Raw genomic sequence first — 24,368 nt, forward strand, 5'->3', positions numbered from 1 at the left:
CGGGGCGCGTGAGGGCGAGGAAAGGCCCCCGCCCGCGAACGAAGCCCCCCACGCGAATGAAGGGCCCCCGCGAACGAAGGCCCCCCACGTAGGAAGGCCCCCCACGTAGGAAGGGCACCTTTCCTACGCCTCCGCCGGCGTGAGCACCTCCGGGGACCGCCGTCCGTGCAGCGTGACGAGCACCGCCGTCGTGGTGGCGAGCACCACGAGCGCCGGCAGGGCCGGGACGAGCCCGACGAGCGGCCCCGCCGCCAGACAGCACACCCCGCCGACGGCCAGGGCGGTCGGCCGACGGCCCGTGGTGCGCAGCACGATCGCGGCGGCGCCGAGCAGGTAGACGCCGACGCCGCCGGTCAGGGACCAGGCGACGACCCCGTGCAGCGGCTCGGCGAGGCCGTAGTGGCCGGTGTCGGCGACCTGCTGGAGGACCTTCTTCATACCGAGCGCGCAGAGCACGACGCCCGCGACCAGCGGCAGGTGCAGGAAGGTGTACACGTCCCGGGCGAACCGGGTGCGGTCGTCGCCGTCGAGCCCGGCGAGCCGGTGCTCGGCTGCCTCGCCCAGCTCACGGAAGTACAGCCGCCACAGCCCGGCCGCCAGCAGCAGCCCGGCGGCCGAGGCGCCGAGGACGGCGAAGGTGAGCGGGAATCCGGAGACCCCGACGCCCATGGCCACGATCGACTCGCCGAGCGCGATGATCACGATCAGGCCGTGACGCTCGGCGAAGTGCCCGGGGGAGTTGACCCGCCAGCCGGAGGACCCGGTGAGGTAGATGCCGCCGTAGTCGACGGCCACCGCGCCGATCCACAGCAGGAGTTGGACCCGGCCGCTGTACGCGCTGCCGATCAGGAGCAGGACGAGGGGCGGCAGCACGGACACCAGCGCGGTACGGCGCAGGGTGGCGCGCAGCGCCGTGTCCCCGGGGCTGGAGACCCAGTACGAGGCCAGGTGCAGAACGCGCACCGCGCCGTAGCAGAGGACGAACACCAGCGGGGCCGGAAGCCCGCCGGGCGCGTCCACGAAGACCTCGGGTACGGCGAGCGACACGATCAGGACGACGGCCATGACGGTGACGAGGACCGCGAACACGCCACCGGAGTCGGCCCGTACGACGTTTCCCAGCCATGCGAAGCAGCACCAGCACCACCAGAGCAGCGCGAGCACGACCATGCCGCCGACCATCCGCACCGGTGTGGGCTGCGCCGCCATCAGGGCGGTGACCTGCGTGATCGCGTACACGAACACCAGGTCGAAGAAGAGCTCCGCGGGCGTCACCTTGTGATCGTCCCCGGTGGCCACCAAGTGGGCCCGTTCCCTGTTCCATGCCATGCGCTGTCTCCCCCTCCGGGGGACCGGTCTCGGCCACCCCGGCGCGAAGGTTACTCACGCCGGGAGTACGACGACACGTCAGTCCGGACTCCGGCACGACGTGCCAAGGCCCCCGCCCGCACCGCCGGCATTACCTCGCAGGTAACGCCGTGGCTCGCTGCTAGGCACCGTATCCCCAGGTCGCAGCCATCGGTGAGGGCCGGAAGGGCGGTGGGGGAGCCAAGTAGGGAGCCACGGCGGGCCAGTTACGCCTCGTTGGGGCGGAAGATCTCGTCCATGGCTTCCGCCCCTTCCGTGATCACGGGGCGGATCTGCTTGCGGTAGACCGTCTCCGTCGTCGAGGTTCCGCTGTGACCGACCAGCCTGGCGATGACTTCGATCGGCGTCCCGTGATCCGAGAGGAGGGAGACGAAACTCGTTCGGAGCTCTCGGGTCGTCCAGGCCTTCGGTGCCGAGAGGCCGGCGCTCTTGAGCAAGGACCGCAGCTCGCGCAGGACGTTTGTCGAACTCCGCTGCGTGTCGTCGGGGTGGCCAAAGACAAGCCGCTCCTCGGACCACTCGATCCCGCCGGCGGCGCACTCTTCCTGCTGGGTCTGGCGATGCCGCGTCAGGACGACAGCCGCATGGTGCGGCATGGTCAGCGACCGCTTGCTCTTGCGTGTCTTCGTCTCGCCCTTCTTCCTGACCGACCGCCAGACGTCGACGTAAGGGCGGTCATCGCCATCGGTGTCGATGTGGACATGCGACCAGGTGAGGGGCCGTTCCTCCTCGGTGCGGACACCCACGAGCAACGCCAGCACTACATAGGCGTGAATCCAGCTTCCCTGCCTGGTGTGAAGGACGGCGTGTGCCTCTTCCAAGGAAAGGGACTTACTGGGTCGACCCTCCTTCCCCTGCGACAGTTCGACGAACTCGACTACGTTCCGCGCCACTTTCCCGTCGCGTTGAGCCAGAGCGATCGACCGGCGGAGGACAGAACGGATCCTTTTCAGGGTCTCGTGGGAGACCTCCTCGGACTTCGCCGTCAGCCACTCGTCGACCTCGTCGGAGGAGAGCTCGTGAACCTTGGCTTTCCCCAGGTCAGGGATGACGTGGTTCTTGGCCAAGCTTCGGTACGTCTTGATGCTGCCTTCGTCCCGGCCGCGCAACCCACGGTCGAGCCAGGTGTTCACGATGGTCTCGACAGTGTTCTTCGAAGACGATTTGACGCCCTTCTCCAGCTCGTTCCTGAGCTTGCGAAGCTTGCTGCGAACTTCCGTCTTCGTCTTCCCCGAAACCTTCGTACGCCGTCGAGTCCCGTTCGGTTCGTATCCGAGCGAGATGGCTCCGATGTATCGGTTCTTGGACTTGTCCCAGTAGATCGAGTCCTCACCGTTCGCCGCCTTCTTGCGCGGCGTGGGTTCGCTGTTGGTCAAGGTGTGAGGGCCTTTCGGAAACGGCGGAGGCCGCGCCGTCAGGCGCGGCCTCCGGGGTGTCGGCTTGTCAGGCGGCGTCGGCTTCGCGCTTGAGCAACTCGATGTACTCCTCGATGTACTCCGTGGGTACGAGTCGGCGCCGGCCGACGCGAACGGTCCGGAGGCGGCCGAGGCGGATCTCCTCCCACGCGGTGGTTCGCTCGAAGCCGAGCACGTAGGCGGCGTCGGGAACGGGGTGCAGCCGCCGTTGGAGCGGCATGGAGGTGACGGGCTCGGGCGTCGTGACGGTTGCCATCGGGCTCCTTCAGCTCGGTCCGGGGTGCCAGAACCCCGGAAAGTGCTGACAGAACTGACAGAACCTCGCCATGTGGCCGTTGACCTGCGGGTTTGGTCGTTTCCAGCGTCGTGACAAAACCTCAAAAAACTCTGACAGAACCTCCGGGCGGGGGTTCTGTCAGCGGGGGCCGTTGGCCGGGGTCGAGGTTTTGTCAGAGTTTTCGGAGGTTTTGTCAGAGCTCTGAAAGTGGCTGTTTCCGCAGGTCAGGTGCCTGGTCGAGAGGTTCTGTCAGTTCTGTCAGTGGGGTGGGGGGTTTTCAGGCGCCGGGGGTGGTGCGGGGGTGGGTCTCGTAGCGGGGGGAGGGCGGCCGACCACCGCGTCCGGTGCGGGGCGGCGGGGGCTGCTGGCGGACCCAGCCGTGTTCCTCCAGGAGGGCGAGCGCGGGGTCGAGGTCGCTCATGGCGGGGAAGTCGCCGCGAGCGAGGCCCCGGAACAGCTCGCGCTTGGTGAAAGTGGTGGTGCGGTTCTCGCTCAGGTGGGTCAGGAGCGTGTGGGCGGTCTCCTGGGCCGGGTCGGCGCCCATGGCGTCGAACACGTCGAGGGCGTGAGCGGTGAAGTAGTCCCCGAGACGGGTTGCGGCGGCCATCGTCTCGGCGGCGATCGGCCGCGTCCACGCGTCGGCGGGGTGGGTGGCGAGGTGGAGGAGCCCGGCGATGCGGGCGACGGCTCCGTCGCGCTTGCTGGACCACTTGATGATGGGGCGCAGCGATCCGCCCTTGTCCTGGCGGGACTCGGTGACGCGCTGGTAGGCGAGGAGGACCGCGTTGGCCTCGGCGGTGAGGGCGAGCTCGGCGGGTTCGGTCCAGGCCGCGAGGGTCAGGGCGAGGTGTCCGAGCTTCTGCGCGTAGGCGGCGGCCGTGTCGGCGGACAGGAGGGCGGGGGTGAGGTTGCGGCGGCCGACGAGGGACTCGGGCTTGGAGTAGAGGAACCGGGCGAGCAGTCCCCGGCCGTCGGCGCCCTTGATCTGCCCGATGGAGTCGAGGACTTCGGGCTGCACGGCCAGGCCCATGGTGATGGCGGGTCGCTCGATGTGCTGGGCGTCGCGGCCCATGCGGTTGACCCGGACCATGTCGCCGGCGTGGCCTTTGAGGAAGATCCCCATGTTCGGGGCGCCGGAGTAGCGTCCGGCGATGATCTCGAAGATCTCGCCCTCGGGGGACAGGATGCCGATGCGGCCGTCCTGCTGGGCGAGGGTCGTGGTCAGGCTCTCGGCGGTGATGTCGTCGGCGACGAGCTGCGGCTCGGCGGGGATCGTGGCCTGCTCGGCCGCCTGCGAGAGCGAGACGGCCTCGGCGGTCAGCTCGGCCCGCTTGTCCGACTCGGCGTTCGCGGCCTTCACCGCGGCTTTCTCGGCGGCGGCCTTCGACATCCGTGCGGATGCGGCGGCCTCGGCCCGTTGTGGGGCGGTCAGCTCGACGAGGGCCTTCTCGGCGGCGAGGAGCGGCTGGGTCATGAGCGAGAACACGGCGCTCTTGCGGTTGCCGGGCGGCAGGGCGACGGCGGTGTAGAGGTTGACCGGCTCGCGCCACTGCCCGCGTACGTGGACGATCACGCGCCCGCCGGCCGCCGTGCCGAGCATCGCGAGCGCGAGGCACCCGGCGAGGTCGACGGGGGTCTGAGTCTCCTCGGCGACCTCGGCTGCCATCGTGCCCAGCCAGTCGGGCAGCGCGTCGACGGGGAAGACGGGGAGCTGGCCGCGCGGGTTGAGCGGGACCGGCTCGTCCCATACGGGCCCAGCGACATCCTCGGCAGTCATCTCGTCGAACCCGGCCCACAGGTCCGGCTCGTGCGCGCTCATGCGGCTTCCTTTCCTTCGGCCAGGAGCGGGCAGAGGGCCCGGTGGGCGGTGTGCTCGGCGACGAGGGCGAGGACCCGGCGGTGTCCGACGGCGAACAGGTCGCGTCCGCATTCGCAGCGGGATGTGGCAGTGGGGACGCTGTTGTGGTCGGGCAGGGTGATGTGAAGCATCCCGACGATCCGGGGCCCGGTGGCCGGGTGCGGGTCAGGACCAGAAAGGACGCCTTCGGCGACGACCTTCGGCGCGCTACTGCCGTGCGTGGCCGGAGCCGGTTCGGCGGAGCGAGGGCGGTAGGTCACTGGGCACCGGCCAGGGCGTTGCGGGTGCTTCGGCGGATGCCGTCGCGGATGCTGGATGCCGTCCGGGACGGGGCGAGGCCCTTGGCGAGCGCGGCTTCGGTGAGCCGGTCGGTGACTTCCTGCTCCGAGAGGCTTCCGGCGGCGATGAGGCGTCCGAGCGCGTACGCGGCCCGGTAGAGGGTGAGGTTGTGCTCGCCGTCCGGCGCGGCGGATAGCTTGGCCAGCTCTCCGTTCACGGCAGCGGCGGTGTACCGGTCCGCGCGCCCGATCCGGGCCCGCACCGTGGATGCGGACATGGGGGTGGGTGCGGGCGGCGGGGTTAGGAGGTCAGAGAGCCACGTGGGGAGGGGGGTCGGGTCCACCGCGTTGAGGACCTCATACGGCCGGCGGTGGACCACGCTGCCGGGGGCCACCACGTACCCGCCCCAGGCTCGCGTGTCGACCTTCCACCCCACACGGCCTGCGCTCCCACGTAGCCGCTTTCCCTCAGGCGCGGTGAAGTACAGGTGCAGCCCGCCGCGCCCGGTGCGCACCGTGTACGTGTCGGCCGGTACGGGGTGCCCTGCGCGCTCGCAGACGGCCCCGAACACCTCGATCCCGTCCCGGAATTCCGCCCACTCCTGGGGCGCCGGCTTGTCGGTGGGCTTCGGGAGGTCCAGGTCGACCACGACCAGCCCAGCGGGGCCGGTGGCGAGGCCGATGTTGTACGGCTTGTGGGTCCAGGCGGCCATGATCTGGGTTCGGTCGGTCGTGGCCCGCTCCTCCGGCGTCCGGTGCACTGCCGCGCATCGGCCGGTGCCGGGGCAGTGCTCCTCGGCGTGCCCGGCGGGCCGCTTGTCGCCGGGGCGGAGCGGGAAGACGGGCCAGCCGCGCGCTGCCGCGTCCAGAGCGGCTTCCAGGGGGCCGTTCATGCCGCCGCCCTCATGTGGGTCTGGGCGAGGAAGGTGGCGCCGACGCACGAGCGCAGGTCCAGCAGCAGCGGCCGAGCGGCGCGCTCTCGTCGGATGGGGAGCGGATGGGGCATCCTGGGGTTCTCCAGTTCTGTAGACGGTGCTGGTGGACGAGGGCGGCCCCGGACTTTGGCGAGACGGGGGCCGCCCTCGGCGTAGCTAGAAGGGCGGTTCGTCGCTGTGCCCGCCGGGCGGGGCCCAGGGGTCGGCGGTCGGGTCGGCCCATGCGGTGCGGCGACGCGGGAGCGGGAGGAGGGTCCAGCAGCGGTCCTCGTCCCAGCAGTGGCAGGGGTCCCAGTCGGTGCCGGCGTACTCGCCGGTCTCGTAGTCGCCGTAGTCGCAGTTCCACCCGCCCTCGCCGTCGCACTCGGGGCAGTTGGGGCGGGGGGTGTCGGTCAGGACCAGGGACCGGCGCGGCCAGTCGGCCACAGCGAGGCGGAGTCGGGCCATGTGGTGGCTCCTCAGTGGTGGTTGATGGTTCCGTTGGCGCGGCCGAAGAGTCCGGTCGCGGTGATGTTCTGGGTGATGTGCGTGGTCGAGCCCGATCCCGATCCGCTGCCGGTGGCCCGGCGGGTGGTGCGGATGAGGACGGGGATGGCGATGACGGCGGCGACGATGAGGGCGGCGGCGGACCAGAGGGCGTGGCTCATGGCGATGAGTCCCGGGGCGGCGTAGGAGAGTCCGATGCCGGCGGCGGCGATCCCGCCGCCGACGGTGGGGGCGAGCAGAGCGGTGGTCTTGGCCCACGCGGGTACCGGCTGCGCGGCCGGAACAGCCGCGGGCTGTGGGGTGGTGGGGTGGGTGTAGGCGAGGGTGCGGACGCCGTTGGGGAGGGTGACCCAGTCGACGCCGGGCGGGATCTCGGCCGGGAGGATCACCGGCTGCCGGACGATCGCGGGACGGTCGTGCGGGTGGCTGTAGTGGGTGGTGGGGGTGATCTCGTACGGGGTCTCGGAGTGCACAACGTGGTCCCTTCAACGACGGCGGCCGGTCCCCTCGTGTGGGGTGCCGGCCGGTGCTCTGCTTGTCGTGTCGCTTGTCGTCTGTCTTGTCGTGCGGCTTGTCGCTTGTCTTGTCTTGTCGCTTGTCGCGTTGCAGGTCACAAGCCGTTTCCGGCCCTCAGCAAGCCACCCAGGGCCCTTCCTGAGACGGGTGGGCGACAGGCGACAAGGCTCACGCTCCAGGCGCGTGACGCTGGTGGACGTAGCGGGCTTTGGTGCCCGTCCCGACCCGGACTGCGGTGCCGTCGTCGGTCCACGTCTTGAGCCAGCCGACCACCGTCTGTCGGGAGGTGCCGTGCTCCTCGGTGAGGGCCCGGGCGATCGCGGATGCCCCGGTGCCCTCGGTGCCGGCGGCGAGGAGCACGGCGAGCGCGGCGGTGCGGGCGGCGTTGTCCTCGTCGCGGAGCGCGGACAGGTTCAGTCCGCCCGCCGTGGGCGGCCGCTCGGCCGGCGGCTCCGCCTCGGAGGGTTCGGGGGTGGTGGCGAACTGGGCGTCGATCTGCTCGCGGAACTCCCGTGCCAGCCGGTCCGCTTCCGACTCGACGGCGGGCTCCGTGGTGCGGAGCGCGGACAGGTTCAGCCCGCCCGTGGTGCTCGTGTGGGAGGGCTGGGCCGGAGCCGTCGGGGTGGGGGTGTGGTCGTGGATCCAGTCGATGCGGGAGGAGTCCCATCGGCGGATGTAGTCGGGCCCGGCGGCCTTGGTGGAGATGGCGTCCAGGGTGGGGTGGCGGTCGGAGGTGGCGGCGACGATGTCGCGGATCTGGTTGGGCAGGATCCGCCACGACTTGAACAGGGCGGCCGCCGATTCGGGGGTGCCCATGAACCCGGCTCCCTTGTAGGGGGCCTGGTCGACCCGTAGGCCCCGGGAGCCGGGGAACTGCTTGCCCAGGTCCATGCCCTCGGTCTCGCCGCCGGTGAGCGCGACGCGGACTTTGGCCTCGCGGCGGATCATCAGGTTGCCGAGGACGGCGCCGGTGGCGCCGAGCGCGGTCAGGACGGTGCGGATGCCCATGGCGCGGGCGATCCGGATCACTTCCAGGATCTTTGCCGCGAGGACTTTGGAGGGGCGGTCCGTGCTGGCGAGGATCTCGGCGCCCTCGTCGATGACGATCTCGATCTGCGGGATCTGCGCGGAGATCGGGAGGAGGTCGGTGTTCGCCTTCGCCATCAGGTCCTGATACGCCATCTTGCGGTGCTTCGCGATCCGCACTGCGGCATCGAGCATGAGCGCGGCTTCCTCGTGGGTGGAGGCAAGCCAGTCCACCCCCGGCCGCACCCCCTGACCGTTCTCGGCCAGCGCCGGGCGGACCCAGGGCAGGCCGGCGGAACCGGCGTTGAGGTCGATGACCCAGGTCAGGACGTCGGTGGCGCGGGCGAACCCGGCCAGGATCGTGTGGACCATGTTCGTCTTGCCCGACCCGGTCGGCCCGACCACCAGCGCGCACTGCTCGCGCAGGTAGACCGGCACCTGACGGCCGTCGGTCCGCAGTCCCCACGGGATTCCGGTGTGCAGGGACAGGGGCGTGTAGTCGGTGGGGTAGGTGACCTCCTCGGCCAGCACGTTCACGGTGGTGACGTCGATGAGGACGCGGCCCTGGTCGATGCCCTGGGAGGCGGCGGCGGTGCAGCCGTGCGGGAGTCGGGCGTCGGCGGACAGCCGTGCGGACTCCCTCGCGATCCGGTCGTAGGTGGTGCCGCCCGCCGGGAGTTCGGCGTCGATGGTGAACCCCGTCCCGGTCGGCCACTGCTCGACCGCGAGGACCCGGATCGTGATGCCGCACACCCGCTGGATCCGGTCGACCCACTCGGCGGCGATCGCCCGCCGATCGGCCGACAGCTCGCGGGAGACCTGCCGTTCGGCTGCCGCGAGGGATTCGAGCTCGCGGGCTTCCTCGTGCAGGAGGGTGGAGCGGGCGGCAGCTCCGATCCCGACACCGAGGGTGGCGAGCGAGCCGAGCGCGGCCCAGGTCAGAGGGCCGGTGGCCATCGCCCAGGTGGTCCACCCGGCACCGAGGAGCCATGAGGCGGCGCGCATGGAGATGGTGCGGGCGGCGAGACGCTCGCGGAGGCTGGTGACGGTGTGGCCGATCGCTCCGGCGGCGCCGGCCGCGAGGGCCCATCCGGCGGGCATGCCGGTGGCGGCGCCGACGGTGGCGACGGCGAGGGCTCCGGTGGTGGCGGACAGGGCGCCGGTCACGGGTCCGTGACCGGCCGCCCAGTCCCACACCGGCCCCGACGTGGTGGCGGTGTTGGAGGCCATGATCAGACGTTCCATCCCTTCTCGGCCTGGGTCCCGTTGCGCGGGTCCTCGTGGCGGGCGATGTCCTGCGCGTGGACGGTGCGGAACATGGGGCCCATGTCCTCCGCGACCGCGACCGCCGACATCAGGGCGCCGAAGATGTCGTTGAAGCCATCCGCGACCGCCTTCTCCATCGGGAACTCGGAGTCGGAGCGCTCGGCCAGGATCTTCATCACGTTCGCCACGCTCGTCAGCGCGGCGGGCAGCCCCTCGACCATGGCGAGGATCTCCATGGCATTTTCGGGCTCGTAGTTGTGGGCGGCCGCGTACATCTCCGCCGCGTGCTCCTCGAACCGGAATCCCGACATGCTCTCTCCCTCGGTGTTCTCGCTGGTGGGGGTGGTGGGGATGACACCGGCCGGACGCTCGGCCGTGTCCCCGATCTGTTCGCCGTCCTGCTCGGCCGCCGCGTCGGCGGCGGCCTCGTCCATCTCCTGCTGCTCTCGGATCTCTGCGTCCCGCGCTTCCCGCTCGGTGCGGGCCCTGTGGACCAGCCGGGCGTAGAGGCGGCGGCCGGGGTTCTGGAGCCAGGCCCAGCCGAGCCACCGGCCCAGCGGCGTGGTCACCATGCCGACGATCCCGAGCGCGCCGGCCAGGAGCGCGGCGAGCAGGCGGCGGCCCTGGAACCGGGCGGCGGACCGCCGCAACGCCCGGCGGGCAGCCGCCCTCGCGGGAGCACGGCGGACCTGCGACCGCCGCTCAGCCACCCTCCCGGCCGTGCGGGCGTCACGTCCCTGACGCAGCCGACCCACGGCCGCCCCACGGGCGGTCCCGACCCGGCCGGCGGCCCTGCCGACCGCCCGGCCGACCGGCCCCCTGCTTGCCGCAGCAGCCGAACGGGCCTCACTCCTCGCAGCCCTGCGCGCGTCGGCAACCTGACGGCGAGCCGCCGTCGACTCCGCCCGCCGCGCCGCCCTCGACGGCTGGACCGTCCGGGCCTGCTCCCGCAGCGCCCTCACCTGCCCGGCCCGTCCCCGCGGCTGCACCACCGGAGTGACTGCGCTCCTGGCCGCTCGCGCACTCGGCGAGCCCTTCGCCATGCCCGGCCGTCGGCCGCCCGTGGCCGCCGCCGTACTCGCGGACCGCAGCGAACCCGCACCGGGCTTGAGGCGCGCGGCCCCCTTCCCCCGAGTGAGGAAACTCGACTGCCTGACCCCGGACTTGGGCCCGGATGCGGGGGTGGAGGTAGTGCCGCGTTTGGGCTGGGTGGGGACCCGGCCCGTAGTTCCACGCGTGCCGCCGGCCGAACTGCGCGTGCCTCCGGTCGACTTCGCGGCCGACCCGGTACCGGTCCTGGCCGCCTTTGCCTGCCGGGCCTGCTTGGTGGTGGTCTTGCCGGTGCGGGCGGCGGTGGCGCCCAGGACGACGGCGCCGGTCGCGGCGAGCGCCGCCGCGACCGGCCCGCCCACCAGGGCCGCCCCGGCGAGCAGCGTCGCCGTGGCGTTCGCCCCCGTCACCGCGAGGGGAACCACCGGCCACCCACCTGGTGTGTGCGGCACCGACTCGGCCGGTGCGGCCGTGGCGGTGGTGGCGGGCGGCGAGGGCTCGGGCATCTGTGGCGGGGCCTGCTCGCCCACTACCGGTTCGATGCTGACATCGGTCATGCTGGCTACCTCCCTTAGGAGACGAAAGGGCCCGGCCGGGTCTGTGCAAGGAAGCGGCCGGGCCCTTGTGAATGTGCAGGTCAGAGCGTGTTCCGCTCCAGCGCGAAGAAGACGGTGCTGGCGTTGGCGAACTGCGGCCGCTCGGCCACAGCGCACTCGCGCAGGAAGACGTAGACGTCGTGGCGCGTGTCGAGGGTGCCGGGGGTGACGGTGCCGTCCCAGGTGGCCACCTCCTCGCCGGGAAGGTCGAAGGTCAGGACGTAGTGGTGCGTGCCCTGGATCTCGTTGTGCATGGTGAACCTCCATGGATGTCAGGCAGCAAGAGCGAGCGCCGCGACCACGAGGGCGACGACGTGGGCGGTCTGGTCGACGTGCGCGGCACCGCCGTTGCGGGCCCATTCGGTCTGACCGAAGCGGTTCATCCACCAACGGACCGGCCAGCGGCGGTCGATGAACGCGTGTGTCCCGCCGATCCACGCCAGCGCCAGGTACGCGGACCAGGTGCCGATGGACAGGTCCAGCACGACCATGCCCATCAGGAGGGCAAGGGCGCAGGTGGCGACGTGGGTGCCGGCGTGGTCGAGGTTCGCCCGCCAGCCCTTGGCGCCCGGGTCGGCCTTGTGGGCGGCCTGATGGTCGGTCTGGAACGGGTAGTCGGCCAGCAGGTGACCGAGGTAGAGCAGAACGAACACGGTCGCGAACACGGAACTCTCCTCAGTGCCGCTCACGCGGCCGTCGAGTCGGGGTAGGCGCAAGAGGTGCACATGCCGAGCGAGGTCGGGATCCGGTACCCGGCGTCCCGCCCGCACTCGGGGCAGACCTGTCGGGCCGCGTTCGCCTTCGCGAGAGCGGCCCACCGGGCCTCGGTCATCGGGCGGACCGGGCGGGCCAGGTCGATCCGGTAGAGGAACGCGACCAGCGGCCCGCGCCGGCGGCGAGGGCGTTCGAGCTGGGCCACGACCGGCTGACCACCGGGCCGCAGCCCCCTCGCACGGAGCTGGCGGAACGTCGCCAGCCCCTCGGGGGCCAGGCGCCAGCGGTAGACGGGGATCACTGCGCGGCCCCTTCAAGGGACCGGGCGGGGGCGTGGTCGCGGAGTTCCTGGTAGCGGGTGGAGACCCAGCCGATCGACCAGCCGCACAGCTCGGCGGCCTGCCGTACCGGCGCACCCGCCGCGTAGGCGGCGGCCACGGTCTTACGGGCCTGCTCCTCGCCCTGCTTCTTCTGCGCCGGACCGGCGGCGAGGAGTTCAGCTCGTTCACGCTCGGCGCGCTCGGCCTGCTCGCGCTGTTCACGCCGGGCCCGCTCCTCGCGCTCCCGACGCTCCTTCTCCATGCGCGCGGTGGCCTCGCGTTCACGGTGTTCACGCTCGGTCTGCTGCTGTTCACGCTCACGCTCAGCGCGTTCAAGCTCGGCCCGCTCCGCCCTCTCGGCGGCCTCGACCCGCTCACGCTCCTCACGCCGTGCGCGCTCTTCCCGATCGGACTGTTCACGGACGAGGGAGGCTTCGTGCTCACGCTGTTCACGAGCCATCCGGGCCTCGAACTCCCGCGCCTCACGGACCCGCTTCTCAGCAGCGTCGGCACGCTCGACAGCGGCCTTCTCGCGCTCGGCCCGCTCGGTGCGTTCACGCTCCTGGATGACCGTGAGCGCGTTCGTGATCGCCATGCGGTAGGCGAGACCGGTCTCGGCTGTGACGATCAGCAGCAGCGGCGCCACCGCGTGGACCGCCACGCCGACCAGGTCTTTCCTCAGGGCGGAGTCTGCGACGTTCAGCGCCAGGGTCATGCCGCCGGTCATCCACCGCAGTACGACCGGCCACCTGCCGCCGTGCCCGCCGAGACGGGCGAGGACGGAGTCGAGGCGGACGACGATGACGACTGCCGCGTCCACCACGAGCGGCAGAATCGGCGCCGTCCAGTCCCACTCGTCAGCGGTGTGGGCCCGCATGAGCGGCGTGACCGTGAGGACCGAGTACAGCATCGCGCCGGACACGATCAGCCACGTGCCCACCGACAGGGCCCGCTCCGCTGAACGGATCTGAACACCGTTCACGACCCGACCCCCGAACCCGCCAGGACCGGCTCGGCGGCCGGGACCTTCGCGTAGCCGATCAGCTCCAGATCGGCACCGGCGAACGTCGCGTGAACACGCAGGACGCCGGTCTGACCGCCGACCTGAACGCGGTGAACGACCGACTCGGGGGCGATGCTCAGGGCCTCGCGCCACGCCTCGAAGGCGGCGAAGTCGTCATGGAACGTCAGCTCCAGCCGCTCCGGGTAGATCGGCGAGACCTCCACGGTCGGCGCCGGCAGGTGCCCGAACTCCGCGCCGATCAGCCGCAGCGCGAGCAGCGGGGCGGACAGGTCCGCCAGCGTCCGGGCCCTCACGCGGCACCATCCGTCAGCGTCAGGCCAGCGCGGTTAGTGAGGTCCCGGCGGGCCGCCACGACCCGGTTGCGGGCCCGGCGGATCCGCCGCTCGTCCAGCTTCGTGACCGGACGGTCCAGCGTCTTGATCACCGCGTCGAGCAGCTCGACATCTGCCAGGATCAGCGGCATCTCGGTCTCGATCGCGTCCAGCTCCGCGTCCGACGGCTCACCATCGAACGGGTTGGCCGTAACAACGGCCTGAAGTGCAGCGATGGACAACATTGGGTGTGTTCCTCTCAGTCAGGAACGGCCCGAACCGACCCCTCGGTGTTCCCGCACCGGGGGGTCTCGCCGTTAGAACCAGGAATCTCCGGTTCCCCTCTGCCCCGCCCGTACGGGCACCCCGTGAACAGGGCCCGGACGGGCGGAGGAGGCAACCGGCCGCAGCAACCGCTGCGCAGGTGACCTGACGTCCGCGAATCACCGGCTTTCGCGGTGCGCCGAGACGGCGGCGGATCAGGGGGACTCGTTGTGGGCGTGACCGACGTGCCGGTCCAGCACGTTCGGCGCCCGTGGTCTTCGTTGGTACACATCGACCTCCCGACGGTGGGGCGGGATGTGTTGATCAGACCTCCGATACACGTGGTGCTCCTCGCCCCGAGGAGGTCTGGTTCTCGGGGGTGATCAGGGCAGGTGCCACGTGGGTCTTAGAGCCGATGGCGTGTCCCCCTGCGGGGTGTGGGGCCCGGTTGTGACGCGGGCCCGGTCTCGGTCGGCTGGTCTCCACTCGCCACTGGCCGGAGCTGTCACGGCCGTCGTTCTGCGGTGGATCACGCTGTTGAGTTGGGACACACCGGACCCAGACCCTTCGGCCCATCTGGTGCGCACCAATAGATTGGCATCTGGTGCGCACCAGATGCAACCCCTTCTGGGGGTTGCGTGTCGGTGTGCATCTCCAGAGAACGGCCGGAGTGGGGTGTCTCGGTAGCCAACTGGGGTTAACCTCAAGGGTGTTAACCAGCTCTCACCTGGGGCTTTACAGGAGGCGGCGTGGCAACCGGGTTAAAGGAAGTCAGGACCACGCGAGGGTGGTCGCAGGACCGATTGGTCCACGAGATGCAGAGGTTCGCGGAGCAACGACTGCTCGACATTGCCTCGCCGGCGAGCCTCAAGACCTACATCTCGGAGTGGGAGAACGGTCGACGCACCATCACGGACCGGTATGCCGCGATCCTCCGGCCGCTCCTCGGCGCCACGGACGCCGAACTGCGGGGCCGGACCGAGGCGCCCGAGCCACAGGCGGATGGCTACGCGGACCTGCTGAGCCGGATCGATGCGGCGGGCAGCCTGAGTGAGTCCATGGTCCCGTCGTTCCTGGCCCAGACCGAGCTACTCCGGACCATGGACCGGCAGATGGGCGCGACCGGCCTGGTGGACCAGATGAACGGGCATCTGGCGGCGATGGAGGAAGCGCTGACGTTTGCCGTGCTGCCGGGAGCGCGGCGGCCTATCGCGACGGCCCTCGCCGGAGCGTCCACCCTTGCCGCATGGCAGGCGCTGGACGCCGGCGCCGTGGACAGGGCATGGCGGAGGTACGAGCTCGCCAAGAAGGCTGCCCAGGACGCCGAGTCTCCGCTCTACCTGGCGCACGCCATGGGCGAGCAGGCATACGTCCTCGCGGACGCCGGCCGCCCCCAGCTCGCCATCGAACTGGTGCGGGACGCGCAGCGCACCCACCCCGAGCGCCACTCGCCGCGGCTGCGGGCGTGGCTTGCGGCTGCCGAAGCTGAGTTGTGCGCTGCTGCTGGGCTCGAGATGGAGTCGGCGGCACGGTCGGCGCTTGAGCGAGCGACCGCGCTTCTCCCCGATGACGGCGAGGTGCGCGATGCCGACATGCTGAGCATCTTCCTCAACACAGGCCACCTCGCGAGGTGGCGCGGGAACGTCCTCGCCAAGCTCGGCGACGCCTCAGCGATGGAGGAGCTGTATGCCTCGCTCGACAGCGCTGACGAGTCCTTCGTACGCGCGAACTCCGGTCTGCACTGCGATCTAACTCAGGCGCACCTGGCCCGGGGAGAGCTGGAAGACGCGCGGTCCCATCTTCAGAAGGCCAGGCTGCTGGCGAACCGCACGGGGTCCGTGCGGTATCGCCGCCGAGTGGAGCTGCTTACCGGTCGCCTCTAGTGCGGGACGCCAGGATGTGGAGCAGGGCTACGAGCGTGCCCGACCCCATCAGCTTGCCCTCGGACATGAGTCGGGGGATGTCGTCGAGGGGGACCCAGGCGACCTCGCCGGCCTCCTCCGCGTCCGTGGGCTCACCGACCTTCTCGGCGCCACGGGCCACGAAGATTTCGTGCGGTGAGTCGACCATGCCGATCATCGGCTGGTAACTGACGATGTGCTCGACAGGGCCGGGACGCCACCCCGTCTCCTCCTCGGTCTCGCGGGCCGCCGTGGTGGCGGCATCCTCGCCCGCGTCCACGATTCCGCCAGGCAGTTCCCAACCCCACTGTTCCGGCACGAAGCGGTACCGCCACAGCATGAGCACACGGTCTTGGTCGTCGATCACGGCGGTGATGGCCACGCGGAAGAGCCGGACGACGTGGTGCTCGAAGCGGTCGACGCCGGGTGGCTCAACGTCGACCAGGTCCAGGTTTACCCACCGGTTCTCGTACACGTGGCGGGAGCCATGGATCTTCCATGGTTCCATCGCTGCCGGCGTCGGGACGCTCTCACCGCCGAGGACGCGGTAAGCGCTGCGGTCGTGAGCCTTGATCAGGTGCTCGTTCGCCAGGCGAGTGAGTACCTGGCGCAGCGCGGTACGGCCGATTTCAAGCTCGGCGCTCAGCGTCCGCTCGGACGGTAGTTTGTCGCCGGGGCCGTACCGGCCCGACTCGATCCAGGATCGGATCGTCTCGTAGACCCTCTGAGTTTTGGGCCCCATACTCGGCATACACCCCCGCATCGTTGGTTGATGCTGGCCAGCGTATCGGGGGAGTGCTGCGGACGACTCGGCCATGCGATCTCTCCTGACTGTCGCCCGCCTTGACGGGCGGCCGACACAGAGCTCTTCTTCCAGTTGGGTCGCTGCGGATGGGAGTGCGCATTGTCGACACCAACGACCGCCACCTGCTGATCGAATCTGCCAATCCAGAATCAGGGATGATTTTCTGTTTCTTCCTCGGGTGGGACAGAAAAAGAAATTCGCGCAGGTAGGGTGCCTTGCAGACTCATGGTTAGTAGCTCCCTTGCGGCACGCTTAAGAGGGATCAGAGTGCTCCATTCGAAATCCCGCTCGGGAGTTGGGCGGAATATTCCAAACTGAAATGCACCGGGAGTCCTTTCGGGGCCGTGTAGGCGTCCTGTGTGGACAGTCTTTGATCGATTGCCGTAAACAGGGCGAAGCATCTCCACTTCCGTCTCGTTTAGTACGAGCTTGAGAGTTTCCCGGAACTTTGCTGCAATGCTGGTGTGGCCGCCGCACGTGGCGCACTTATCTTCCTTGTACAACATGAGGGAAACCGCTTCGATCGCGGCCACGAATGCCACCTGGGCCATGCTCGGATGCCCGATTTCAAGTCGGCACCCTTCCATATACATCGCCGAGGCTGAATCCAGCTTGACTCGCTTCCCTGCTCTTGTGAAGGCACTGCTGACCCAGGTGGGTACGCTCACTTCATACTTATTCGAGTCGTCTGGCGAGTATTCGAAATGGTCACTTCTGAGCCAAGGGGCCACGTCAGGGGCAATCCTTTCCCCAGTTCGAGGGGCATCGCCGCTTCTCTTACGTCGATCGTCACGCCCCATGCTATGGAGAGAATGGAAATCAGGCGGTTCAGTTGTCCGGCCGCATCGACCTGGGCTTCACTCCAGTCGTATCCGCGACTCTCTCCCTGAACCATAATGGGAATGGATGCGAACAGGCTCCAGCCGCTTAGCGACTTCTTTGGCGCCCCTGTCTCGATGTAGTAGCGCCCCGTCGAGGAGAGGGAGAGATTGTCCACTTTCGCATTTTTCGCCAAGTGAAGTACTTTTGGGTCATACTTCGGTGGTGTGGCGCCAATCAAAGCTGTCCATTTATGCTTCTTGGGTTCCTCGCTCACTCCCTCCGTGGCATTCTTGATCGCATCTTCCCAGATTGCTGAGAGTGTAGGGTCTTCGTTCTCCTTAAGTCCGGAAAGCCAAATTTTAACGGCGCCATCGGGAATTGGGAGGATGAGGATTCGTGTATCCGTGCGCTCGCCATTTGGGTAGGTGGTGCTGAATTCCATCAGGCCGGTCGTGACATCCCTCTGAATTCCGTGGCCGACGGACTTAAGGGGATCGTAAAGGTGTTGGGCGACGCGGTTCAGCCATTCGTCTCCCTCCTTCTCCCAGTCAATGGCAGGGGCGTCCAATGCCCGTATCCAGCGCCACGTCTGATCCATGCATCCTCCTGAGCGGAAGCTCTAAGGTTCCCAGGTGCATGGTCAACTCGCACTCACTTTGTGAGCTGCGGCGCACCCCAGAGGACCGACAAGCGCGCCTGTGCGTACAGTGCTCCAGCCGCCCACCAACCCCTCGCCGGGTCGTCTCTGACCATAGGGCGTGTACCCCTGCCCAATCCGGCCGGTGATCCCGCCCTAGTTGAGGGCTACCGCCGGCTAGTGCTGTGACCGCATAGGTCCACCGGGTTGCGGGTCATGCTGCAACGGCGAGGGGGCGTCCTCCCCAGCGCATGCCCTTCTCGCTGCGTACTCGTACCGGTTCCGCCATCGCTTCTCCCTGCAGGGCGGACCAGTCACGCCCGAACCCGGCGCGCGACTCACTTAGCATCTCTTGTCATGAGCGATTCGGAGCCCCTTCTTGACTGGCTGCAGAACTGGTACGCGCAGCAGTGCGACGGCGACTGGGAGCACGCGTGGGGCGTGAAGATCGACACGCTCGACAATCCCGGCTGGAGCATCGAGATCGATCTCGAGGACACGAATCTGGAAGAACGCGAGTACACCCTCCAGGAGGTCAATCGCAGCGCACAGGACTGGGTCCATGCGTGGACCGCCGAGAAGACCTTCCACGCCGCGTGCGGTCCCGGAAACCTCACCGAGGCCCTCACCCTGTTCCGAACCTGGGCAACAACGACGGCCTCCTGAGCGGATACACAGCCGGAGACACCAAACCGGTGGACCTATGCGGTCACAGCACTAGGGAGCCAGACGGGGAGCCACACGAGGCGACATCCAGCGGATGTAGGCGAACTTCAGCGACCGCAGGGGCTCCCCCTAGGGCCGGTGAGCGGGCGCCTGATGGAGGCTGAGAGAGGGGGTCCCATTACCTCGCAGGTAATCGACCCCTTCCGGGCCACGCGGCATGCTCATGAACACCGGAACCCGGGCGGCGCACTCCGCTCGGGCTCCGGACCCACCTCGGGCCATGTCCGGCAGATCATGGCCGGACAGGCCCCAGCCCGAACGTCCCCATGGAGGGTGATCCGCCATGTCCCAGGCCCTGCGCGTATCGTTGAGGACTGCCCGCACCGCTCAGCCGCAGACCGCGCTGCGCCGCTTTCTCGCCCTCGACGCCGTCGTCACCGGCGCCAACGGACTCGCCTACCTCACGGCCTCCGGCCCCCTCGGCGAGCTCCTCGGCATCGACGCGGCCCTCCTGCTCGAACTCGGCGTCTTCCTCACCGCGTACGCCGCCGGCGTCGCCTGGCTCGCGAGCCGCCCGCAGCCCCCGGCCCTCGGCGTCAAGCTCGTCGTCGACCTCAACGTCCTCTGGGTCGTCCTCAGCGTCGTCGCCCTCTTCACCTGGCTGGAGCCGACCACCGCGGGCCTGCTGTGGACACCGATGCAGGCGGCCACCGTCGCCGGCTTCGCCGTGCTCCAGTGGACCGCTCTGCGAGCCGTCTCGGCTACTACTCGCTGACCGTCACCGCCAGGGACTGGAGGTACGCGACCGTCTCCGCGTCGGCCGGGAGCAGCGTCTCGATGGCCAGCTCGGCGACGGTCACGTCCATCGGTGTGTTGAACGTCGAGATCGACGACACGAACGACAGGATCCGTCCGTCGTGCTCGATCCGCATCGGCAGCGCGATGTACGGGTACGGCTCCGCGTCGGGGGCGCTCTCCTCCTCCGCGCCGGGCGGCAGCGGATAGGCCGCCACCTCCTCGTACAGCTCCCGCAGCGCCTCCGACCGGGCCAGGGCGATCTGCCGCTCCATCTGGGCCAGCAGGTGCCCTCGCCACTCCCGCAGGTTACGGATCCGGGGCGCGAGGCCCTCCGGATGGAGGGTGAGCCGCATCGCGTTCAGCGGCGAGGCCAGCAGATGCTCCGGCAGCCCGTCGAGCAGCAGCCCGATGCCCCGGTTGGCCGCCACCACCGTGTACGAGCCGTCCACCACGAACGCCGGATACGGCTCGTACCCCCGCAGCAGCCGCTCGATGCCCTCCCGCAGCGCCTCGAGCCGCGGGGCGTCGAGCGGCGACTCCGTGTACCGGGGGGCGTAACCGGCGGCGAGCAGCAGCGCGTTCCGGTCTCGCATCGGCACGTCCAGGTGCTCGGCGAGCCGGAGGACCATCTCCTCGCTCGGCCGGGAGCGGCCGGTCTCCACGAAGGAGATGTGCCGGGCGGACGAATCCGCGCGCAGTGCGAGCTCCAGCTGGCTCAGCCGGCGCTGCTCACGCCAACCGCGCAGCAGCGGCCCTACCCCCGTGTCGCTCACGACAGTTGTCATGGCCAGACGGTATCCCAGAGGGGGACCCGGGTAGCTTTCCCGGGGGACCCTGTCCGTCATCGCGCACCACCTGACCGGAGGGAGCACCACCGTGCCCACACAGCCGCTGTCGCAGAAGGAGATCGAGGACCGTCTGCGGGAGCTCCCCGGGTGGTCCGTCGAGGGCGGCGATCGTCTCGCCCGCACCTACCGGCTCGGCGACCACTTCGCCGCGACCGCGCTCGTCGTGCACGTGGCCCAGATCCAGCAGGAGCTCGACCACCACTCCGATCTGACGCTCGGTTACAACACGGTGGCCCTGTCCGTGAACACCCACTCCGTCGGCGGGGCCGTCACGGAGAAGGACTTCGAGCTCGCCGAGCGCGTCGAAGGGATCGCCCCGGGCCACGGCGCGAACTGACCCCCCGTCGCCTTCGAGGTGTTTCGTAGGATCACCGGCATGGCTGACACCCTGCTCGACTACGAGGCCGAGGCGGCGCACTACGACCGGACCCGCGGCGGCGTGCCCCGCGCCGACGCCGCGGCCGAGGCCGTGCTGCGGCTCGTACCGCCCGGCGCCCGCACGCTCCTCGACGTCGCCTGCGGCACCGGCCTCGTCACCGAGCGGCTCACCAGGACCGGTCTGCGGGTGTACGGGGCCGACGCCGCCCACGCGATGCTGCGGACGGCCGCCGGGCGGCTGCCCGGCCGGACCGTCCGCGCCGACGCCCGGCGGCTGCCGCTGCCCGACGCCTCCCTGGACGCGGTCTCCGCCGTGTGGCTGCTGCACCTCGTCTCCTTCGCGCCGGAGATCGTCGCCGAGGCGGCCCGCGTCCTGCGCCCCGGCGGCGTCCTGATCGCCACGGTCGACAAGGACGCCGGCCATGACGTCGGCAGTGACATCGACGGGATCCTCCGACCCCACCGCTCGGCCGCCGCGGCCTCCGACCGCGCCGACCTGATCACCCGTCACGCGGCTCTCCACGGCCTCGACCCCGCTCCCGGCACCCACTTCACGGGCCACGGCCAGGGCAGCACCCCGCGCGACGCCGTACGGAAGCTGCGCGCGGGCTACTTCGCCTCCTGGTTCGACGGCGCCACGACGTCCTCCGACGCGCTCGCCGCCGCCCTCGCGGCCCTCCCGGACCAGGACCGCCCCCGTGACGACCCCCGATACCGGCTGGCCGCCTTCGTCAAGCGCGGCTGAACCCCCTGAGCGGGCCCGCGTGGCCTTCCGTCCGGTGGAGGCGCCCGCACCGTCTCGGGCCGTAGGGCCACGGCGGAAGCCGTCTCAGGTCGCCGCCCCGCCCCAGGTCTCCGTCGCGAACGCGGCGAACGCGCGCGGCTCGCGGCCCAGGATCCGCTTCACCCCGTCCGTCGTCGAGGCGTTGTGGCCGTCGAGGAGCGACGCGAAGAGGGCCGCGAGCCACTCGGCCTCCGGCTCCGGGAGACCGAAGCCGGTGAGGAACCCCGCGTACTCCGTCGCGGACATCGCCTGGTAGAACACCGGGCGGCCCGAGGCGCGCGAGACCTCCGCCGCCACCTCGGCGAAGGACACCGGCCGCGGCCCCGTCACCTCGTGCACCCGCCCCGCGTGCCCGTCCGCCGTCAGCGTCTCGACGACCACGTCCGCGAGGTCGTCCGCGTCGATGAACGGCTCGGCCGTGTCACCCGCGGGGAAGACCAGCGCGCCCTCGGCGACGCCCTCCGCGAGCAGTCCCTCGGAGAAGTTCTGCGCGAAGAACGAGGCCCGGACCACGGTCAGTTCGACCCCGGCGGCCGCCTCCCGCAGCGCCTCCTCCGCCACGACCGCCTCGGGCTCCCCGCGCCCGGACAGCAGCGTCACGCGACGTACGCCGCTCTCGGCGGCGAGGCGCCCGAAGGTACGCATCGCCTCGACCGCGCCCGGGGCGGCGAGGTCCGGATAGTAGGCCACGTAGGCGGCGTCCGCGCCCCTCAGCGCCGGGCCCCAGGTCGCCGGGGACTCCCAGTCGAAGGGCGTCGTTCCGGTACGGGACCCGGCGCGGACGGTCGCCCCGCGCGCCCCGAGCCGCTCGGCGACGCGCCGCCCGGTCTTGCCGGAGGCGCTCGTCACCAGGATCGTCTGCGTACTCCGCGCGCTCCGCGCGCCCTGAGTACCGTCCGTGCTCTGCGTGTTCCGCGTGTTCGTCGTCATGGTTCAAGACTCCCGCCCACGGCCCCCGCAGCCCATGCTCCGCAGTCTCACGCGCCTACGTCTCCGTCTCACCCGTACGGCGCGGGGCCTACGATCCGGCCATGGACGCACTCGCCGGACTCCTCGACGGCCCCCGCGCCAAGGGCGCCTTCCTCCTCCGCATGATCATGGAGCCGCCGTGGTCCGTGCGCATCGAGGACGGCGCGCCCCTCTGCCTCATGTGCGTCACCGACGGCGAGGCCTGGGTCGTCCCTGACACCGGTGAAGCCGTCCTCCTGCGGCCCGGGGACATCGCCATCGCCCGTGGCCCGGAGCCGTACACCGTCGCCGACGCCCCCGACGCGCCGCCCCGCGCCCGCATCGGCCCCGACGGCGGCTGCACCACCCTCGCCGGGGAGCCGCTCGCCCAGACCATGCGCCTGGGCGTCCGCACCTGGGGCAACGCCCTCGACGGCAGCAGCACGGTCCTCGTCGGCACCTACCGGATGGACGGCGAGGTCGGCCGCCGGCTGCTCGACGCCCTGCCGACGCTGCTCCACCTGCCCGCCGACGTCTGGAACTGCCCCCTCATGCCCTTCCTCGACGAGGAGATCGCCCGCGACGAACCCGGCCAGACCGTCGTCCTCGACCGGGTCCTCGACCTGCTGCTCATCGCCGCCGTCCGCGCCTGGTTCTCCCGTCCCGGGGCCGAGGCGCCCGCCTGGTACAAGGCCATGGGCGACCCGGTCGTCGGCCGGGCGCTCCGGCTGCTCCAGGACGACCCCGCCCACCCCTGGACCGTCGCCTCGCTCGCCGCGAAGTCCGGCGTGTCCCGGGCCGCGCTCGCCCGCCGCTTCAGCGCACTCGTCGGCGAGACCCCGATGGCGTACCTCACCGACTGGCGGCTCGCGCTCGCGGCCGATCTGCTGCGGGAGACGGACGCCACCGTCGAGGCGGTCGCCCGGCAGGTCGGCTACAGCGGCGCGTTCGCCCTCAGCGCCGCCTTCAAAAGAGTCCGGGGTCTCAGCCCGCAGGAGCACCGCACCCGCGGCTGACCGGCCCCGGGCGACGGGCCGCCGGACCGGCGACACCCCTTGCCACTCCTTGCCGGACCGGCAAATCCCTCCGGACACTTTGCCGGTCCGGCAATATTTCTCGCGCATCGCGCCGACCCGTCGCACTCTGGACCCATGAGTCAGCACCGCGCGTCCCACCACGGCCACGACCACCAGCAGGGGCATGGTCACGGGCACGGCCACCACCACGACAGCACCCACCCGGACTGGAACCAGGTCGCCCCGCTCCTGGAGCGGCAGGCCGAGATCGCGAGCTCCGCCTACGCCGAGGCCGCCGCCTGGCTCGGCACCCTCGCCCCCGTCTACGGCGTCCGGCGGATCCTCGACATCGGCAGCGGCCCCGGCGTCGTCACCAGCCTGCTCGCGGAGGCCTTCCCGGCCGCCGAGACCGTCGCTGTGGACGGCACCCCCGAACTCCTCGTACGGGCCCGCGACCGCGCCGAGGCCCGGGGGCTCGGCGCCCGGGTCTCCACCCTCCACGCCGAACTCCCCGAGGGCATCGGCACCCTGGGCGAGGCCGACCTCGTCTGGGCCGGCAACTCCCTGCACCACATCGGCGACCAGCGGGCCGCGCTCGCGGAGCTCGCCGGGGTCCTGCGGCCCGGCGGGCTGATCGCCCTGGTCGAGGGCGGCCTGCCCACCCGCCACCTGCCCTGGCACATCGGTATCGGCCGACCGGGCCTGGAGGCCCGCCTCGACGCCGCCGACGCCGACCGGTTCGGCGAGATGCGCGCCGGAACGCCCGGATCCGTCGACGAGCCGGACGACTGGCGGGCGCTCCTCGCCGCGGCCGGCCTCACCCCCGCCGGCACCCGCACGTTCCTCACGGACGTCCCGGCGCCCGTCTCCCCGGTCGTCCGCGAGCTGGCCGTCTCGCACTACCAGCGCCTGCGCGACGGCTTCGGCGACCGCCTCGCCCCGGACGACCGCAAGACGCTCGACCTGCTCCTGGACCCGGCCGACGCGAGGTCCCTGCACCACCGCACGGACCTCTTCCACCTCGCGGCCCGCACCGTCCACACCGCCCGCAAGGGCTGACG

The 24,368-nt window shown here is 70.6% G+C and carries 28 protein-coding genes; 7 read left to right on the forward strand and 21 right to left on the reverse strand.

Going from position 1 to position 24,368, the window contains the following annotated elements; genetic code table 11:
- Positions 1-123: 123 nt before the first annotated feature.
- The 16 genes from OG580_RS29880 to OG580_RS29955 form a co-directional block, all read right to left on the reverse strand.
- On the reverse strand, positions 124-1,329 hold the full coding sequence (locus tag OG580_RS29880) for a low temperature requirement protein A (RefSeq protein WP_267046748.1): 1,206 nt from the start codon (positions 1,327-1,329) through the stop codon (positions 124-126).
- A 245-nt stretch (positions 1,330-1,574) separates the two neighbouring features.
- The gene (locus tag OG580_RS29885) at positions 1,575-2,744 is read right to left on the reverse strand and encodes a tyrosine recombinase XerC (protein ID WP_267046749.1); all 1,170 of its coding nucleotides are present in this window, start codon (positions 2,742-2,744) and stop codon (positions 1,575-1,577) included.
- A 67-nt stretch (positions 2,745-2,811) separates the two neighbouring features.
- Complete coding sequence (locus OG580_RS29890) at positions 2,812-3,039, reverse strand: helix-turn-helix domain-containing protein (RefSeq protein ID WP_267046750.1); 228 nt, start codon at positions 3,037-3,039, stop codon at positions 2,812-2,814.
- A gap of 298 nt (positions 3,040-3,337) precedes the next feature.
- Positions 3,338-4,879 carry a YfjI family protein gene (locus OG580_RS29895; protein WP_267046751.1) on the reverse strand — a complete coding sequence of 514 codons (1,542 nt, stop codon included), beginning with the start codon at positions 4,877-4,879 and terminating at the stop codon, positions 3,338-3,340.
- Positions 4,876-5,049: a hypothetical protein gene (locus OG580_RS29900; protein ID WP_267046752.1), complete on the reverse strand. Its 174-nt coding sequence runs from the start codon at positions 5,047-5,049 to the stop codon at positions 4,876-4,878. The genes OG580_RS29895 and OG580_RS29900 overlap by 4 nt, the downstream gene beginning before the upstream one ends.
- 125 nt (positions 5,050-5,174) lie before the next feature.
- Positions 5,175-6,089, reverse strand: coding sequence for a bifunctional DNA primase/polymerase (locus tag OG580_RS29905; RefSeq protein WP_267046753.1), 915 nt, complete (start codon positions 6,087-6,089; stop codon positions 5,175-5,177).
- A gap of 198 nt (positions 6,090-6,287) precedes the next feature.
- Complete coding sequence (locus OG580_RS29910; RefSeq protein WP_267046754.1) at positions 6,288-6,578, reverse strand: hypothetical protein; 291 nt, start codon at positions 6,576-6,578, stop codon at positions 6,288-6,290.
- Positions 6,579-6,589: 11 nt separating this feature from the next.
- Positions 6,590-7,090, reverse strand: a complete 501-nt coding sequence (locus OG580_RS29915) for a hypothetical protein (RefSeq protein ID WP_267046755.1) — start codon at positions 7,088-7,090, stop codon at positions 6,590-6,592.
- 211 nt (positions 7,091-7,301) lie between these two features.
- Entirely contained in the window at positions 7,302-9,389 is a 2,088-nt protein-coding gene (locus tag OG580_RS29920; RefSeq protein WP_267046756.1) for a hypothetical protein, read from the reverse strand.
- 2 nt (positions 9,390-9,391) lie between these two features.
- On the reverse strand, positions 9,392-11,032 hold the full coding sequence (locus OG580_RS29925) for a hypothetical protein (RefSeq protein ID WP_267046757.1): 1,641 nt from the start codon (positions 11,030-11,032) through the stop codon (positions 9,392-9,394).
- An 80-nt stretch (positions 11,033-11,112) separates the two neighbouring features.
- Positions 11,113-11,325: a hypothetical protein gene (locus OG580_RS29930; RefSeq protein WP_267046758.1), complete on the reverse strand. Its 213-nt coding sequence runs from the start codon at positions 11,323-11,325 to the stop codon at positions 11,113-11,115.
- An 18-nt stretch (positions 11,326-11,343) separates the two neighbouring features.
- Positions 11,344-11,736, reverse strand: a complete 393-nt coding sequence (locus OG580_RS29935; protein ID WP_267046759.1) for a DUF3307 domain-containing protein — start codon at positions 11,734-11,736, stop codon at positions 11,344-11,346.
- A 20-nt stretch (positions 11,737-11,756) separates the two neighbouring features.
- Entirely contained in the window at positions 11,757-12,086 is a 330-nt protein-coding gene (locus tag OG580_RS29940) for an RRQRL motif-containing zinc-binding protein (protein WP_267046760.1), read from the reverse strand.
- Complete coding sequence (locus tag OG580_RS29945) at positions 12,083-13,087, reverse strand: DUF2637 domain-containing protein (RefSeq protein ID WP_267046761.1); 1,005 nt, start codon at positions 13,085-13,087, stop codon at positions 12,083-12,085. The genes OG580_RS29940 and OG580_RS29945 overlap by 4 nt, the downstream gene beginning before the upstream one ends.
- Positions 13,084-13,422 (reverse strand): hypothetical protein, encoded by a 339-nt coding sequence (locus OG580_RS29950; RefSeq protein WP_267046762.1) that lies wholly within the window; start codon positions 13,420-13,422, stop codon positions 13,084-13,086. Before OG580_RS29950 ends, OG580_RS29945 begins: the two co-directional genes overlap by 4 nt.
- Entirely contained in the window at positions 13,419-13,685 is a 267-nt protein-coding gene (locus OG580_RS29955) for a DUF6284 family protein (protein ID WP_267046763.1), read from the reverse strand. The genes OG580_RS29950 and OG580_RS29955 overlap by 4 nt, the downstream gene beginning before the upstream one ends.
- Before the next feature lie 768 nt (positions 13,686-14,453).
- Here OG580_RS29955 and OG580_RS29960 point away from each other — a divergent pair.
- The gene (locus OG580_RS29960) at positions 14,454-15,587 is read left to right on the forward strand and encodes an XRE family transcriptional regulator (RefSeq protein ID WP_267046764.1); all 1,134 of its coding nucleotides are present in this window, start codon (positions 14,454-14,456) and stop codon (positions 15,585-15,587) included.
- Here the strand turns inward: OG580_RS29960 and OG580_RS29965 are convergent.
- From OG580_RS29965 to OG580_RS29975, 3 genes are all read right to left on the reverse strand, one after another.
- Entirely contained in the window at positions 15,571-16,347 is a 777-nt protein-coding gene (locus OG580_RS29965) for an NUDIX domain-containing protein (RefSeq protein ID WP_267048181.1), read from the reverse strand. The two genes, OG580_RS29960 and OG580_RS29965, sit on opposite strands and share 17 nt — an antisense overlap.
- 212 nt (positions 16,348-16,559) lie before the next feature.
- Positions 16,560-16,943 (reverse strand): hypothetical protein, encoded by a 384-nt coding sequence (locus OG580_RS29970; protein WP_267046765.1) that lies wholly within the window; start codon positions 16,941-16,943, stop codon positions 16,560-16,562.
- A gap of 131 nt (positions 16,944-17,074) precedes the next feature.
- Positions 17,075-17,830 (reverse strand): hypothetical protein, encoded by a 756-nt coding sequence (locus tag OG580_RS29975; protein WP_267046766.1) that lies wholly within the window; start codon positions 17,828-17,830, stop codon positions 17,075-17,077.
- A 396-nt stretch (positions 17,831-18,226) separates the two neighbouring features.
- On the opposite strand from OG580_RS29975, the gene OG580_RS29980 reads away from it, so the two are divergent.
- Together OG580_RS29980 and OG580_RS29985 are read left to right on the forward strand one after the other, a co-directional pair.
- On the forward strand, positions 18,227-18,535 hold the full coding sequence (locus OG580_RS29980; protein ID WP_267046767.1) for an immunity 53 family protein: 309 nt from the start codon (positions 18,227-18,229) through the stop codon (positions 18,533-18,535).
- 343 nt (positions 18,536-18,878) lie between these two features.
- Entirely contained in the window at positions 18,879-19,310 is a 432-nt protein-coding gene (locus tag OG580_RS29985; RefSeq protein ID WP_267046768.1) for a hypothetical protein, read from the forward strand.
- On the opposite strand, the gene OG580_RS29990 is transcribed toward OG580_RS29985, so the two are convergent.
- Positions 19,300-20,118, reverse strand: coding sequence for a helix-turn-helix domain-containing protein (locus OG580_RS29990; RefSeq protein WP_267046769.1), 819 nt, complete (start codon positions 20,116-20,118; stop codon positions 19,300-19,302). The two genes, OG580_RS29985 and OG580_RS29990, sit on opposite strands and share 11 nt — an antisense overlap.
- Positions 20,119-20,209: 91 nt before the next feature.
- Here OG580_RS29990 and OG580_RS29995 point away from each other — a divergent pair, with 91 nt between their 5' ends.
- Together OG580_RS29995 and OG580_RS30000 are read left to right on the forward strand one after the other, a co-directional pair.
- Positions 20,210-20,518, forward strand: a complete 309-nt coding sequence (locus OG580_RS29995; protein WP_267046770.1) for a 4a-hydroxytetrahydrobiopterin dehydratase — start codon at positions 20,210-20,212, stop codon at positions 20,516-20,518.
- Positions 20,519-20,569: 51 nt separating this feature from the next.
- Positions 20,570-21,304 (forward strand): class I SAM-dependent methyltransferase, encoded by a 735-nt coding sequence (locus OG580_RS30000; RefSeq protein ID WP_267048182.1) that lies wholly within the window; start codon positions 20,570-20,572, stop codon positions 21,302-21,304.
- 84 nt (positions 21,305-21,388) lie between these two features.
- Here the strand turns inward: OG580_RS30000 and OG580_RS30005 are convergent, their stop codons facing one another.
- Complete coding sequence (locus OG580_RS30005; RefSeq protein ID WP_267046771.1) at positions 21,389-22,273, reverse strand: NmrA family transcriptional regulator; 885 nt, start codon at positions 22,271-22,273, stop codon at positions 21,389-21,391.
- A 101-nt stretch (positions 22,274-22,374) separates the two neighbouring features.
- Between OG580_RS30005 and OG580_RS30010 the strand changes: the two genes are divergently transcribed.
- Together OG580_RS30010 and OG580_RS30015 are read left to right on the forward strand one after the other, a co-directional pair.
- Positions 22,375-23,307, forward strand: a complete 933-nt coding sequence (locus tag OG580_RS30010; RefSeq protein WP_267046772.1) for an AraC family transcriptional regulator — start codon at positions 22,375-22,377, stop codon at positions 23,305-23,307.
- A gap of 135 nt (positions 23,308-23,442) precedes the next feature.
- A complete protein-coding gene (locus OG580_RS30015) occupies positions 23,443-24,366 on the forward strand; it encodes a trans-aconitate 2-methyltransferase (protein ID WP_267046773.1) in 924 nt (307 codons plus the stop codon).
- Positions 24,367-24,368 lie beyond the last annotated feature (2 nt).

The organism is Streptomyces sp. NBC_00094 (genome assembly GCF_026343125.1).
Taxonomy (GTDB): Bacteria; Actinomycetota; Actinomycetes; order Streptomycetales; family Streptomycetaceae; genus Streptomyces.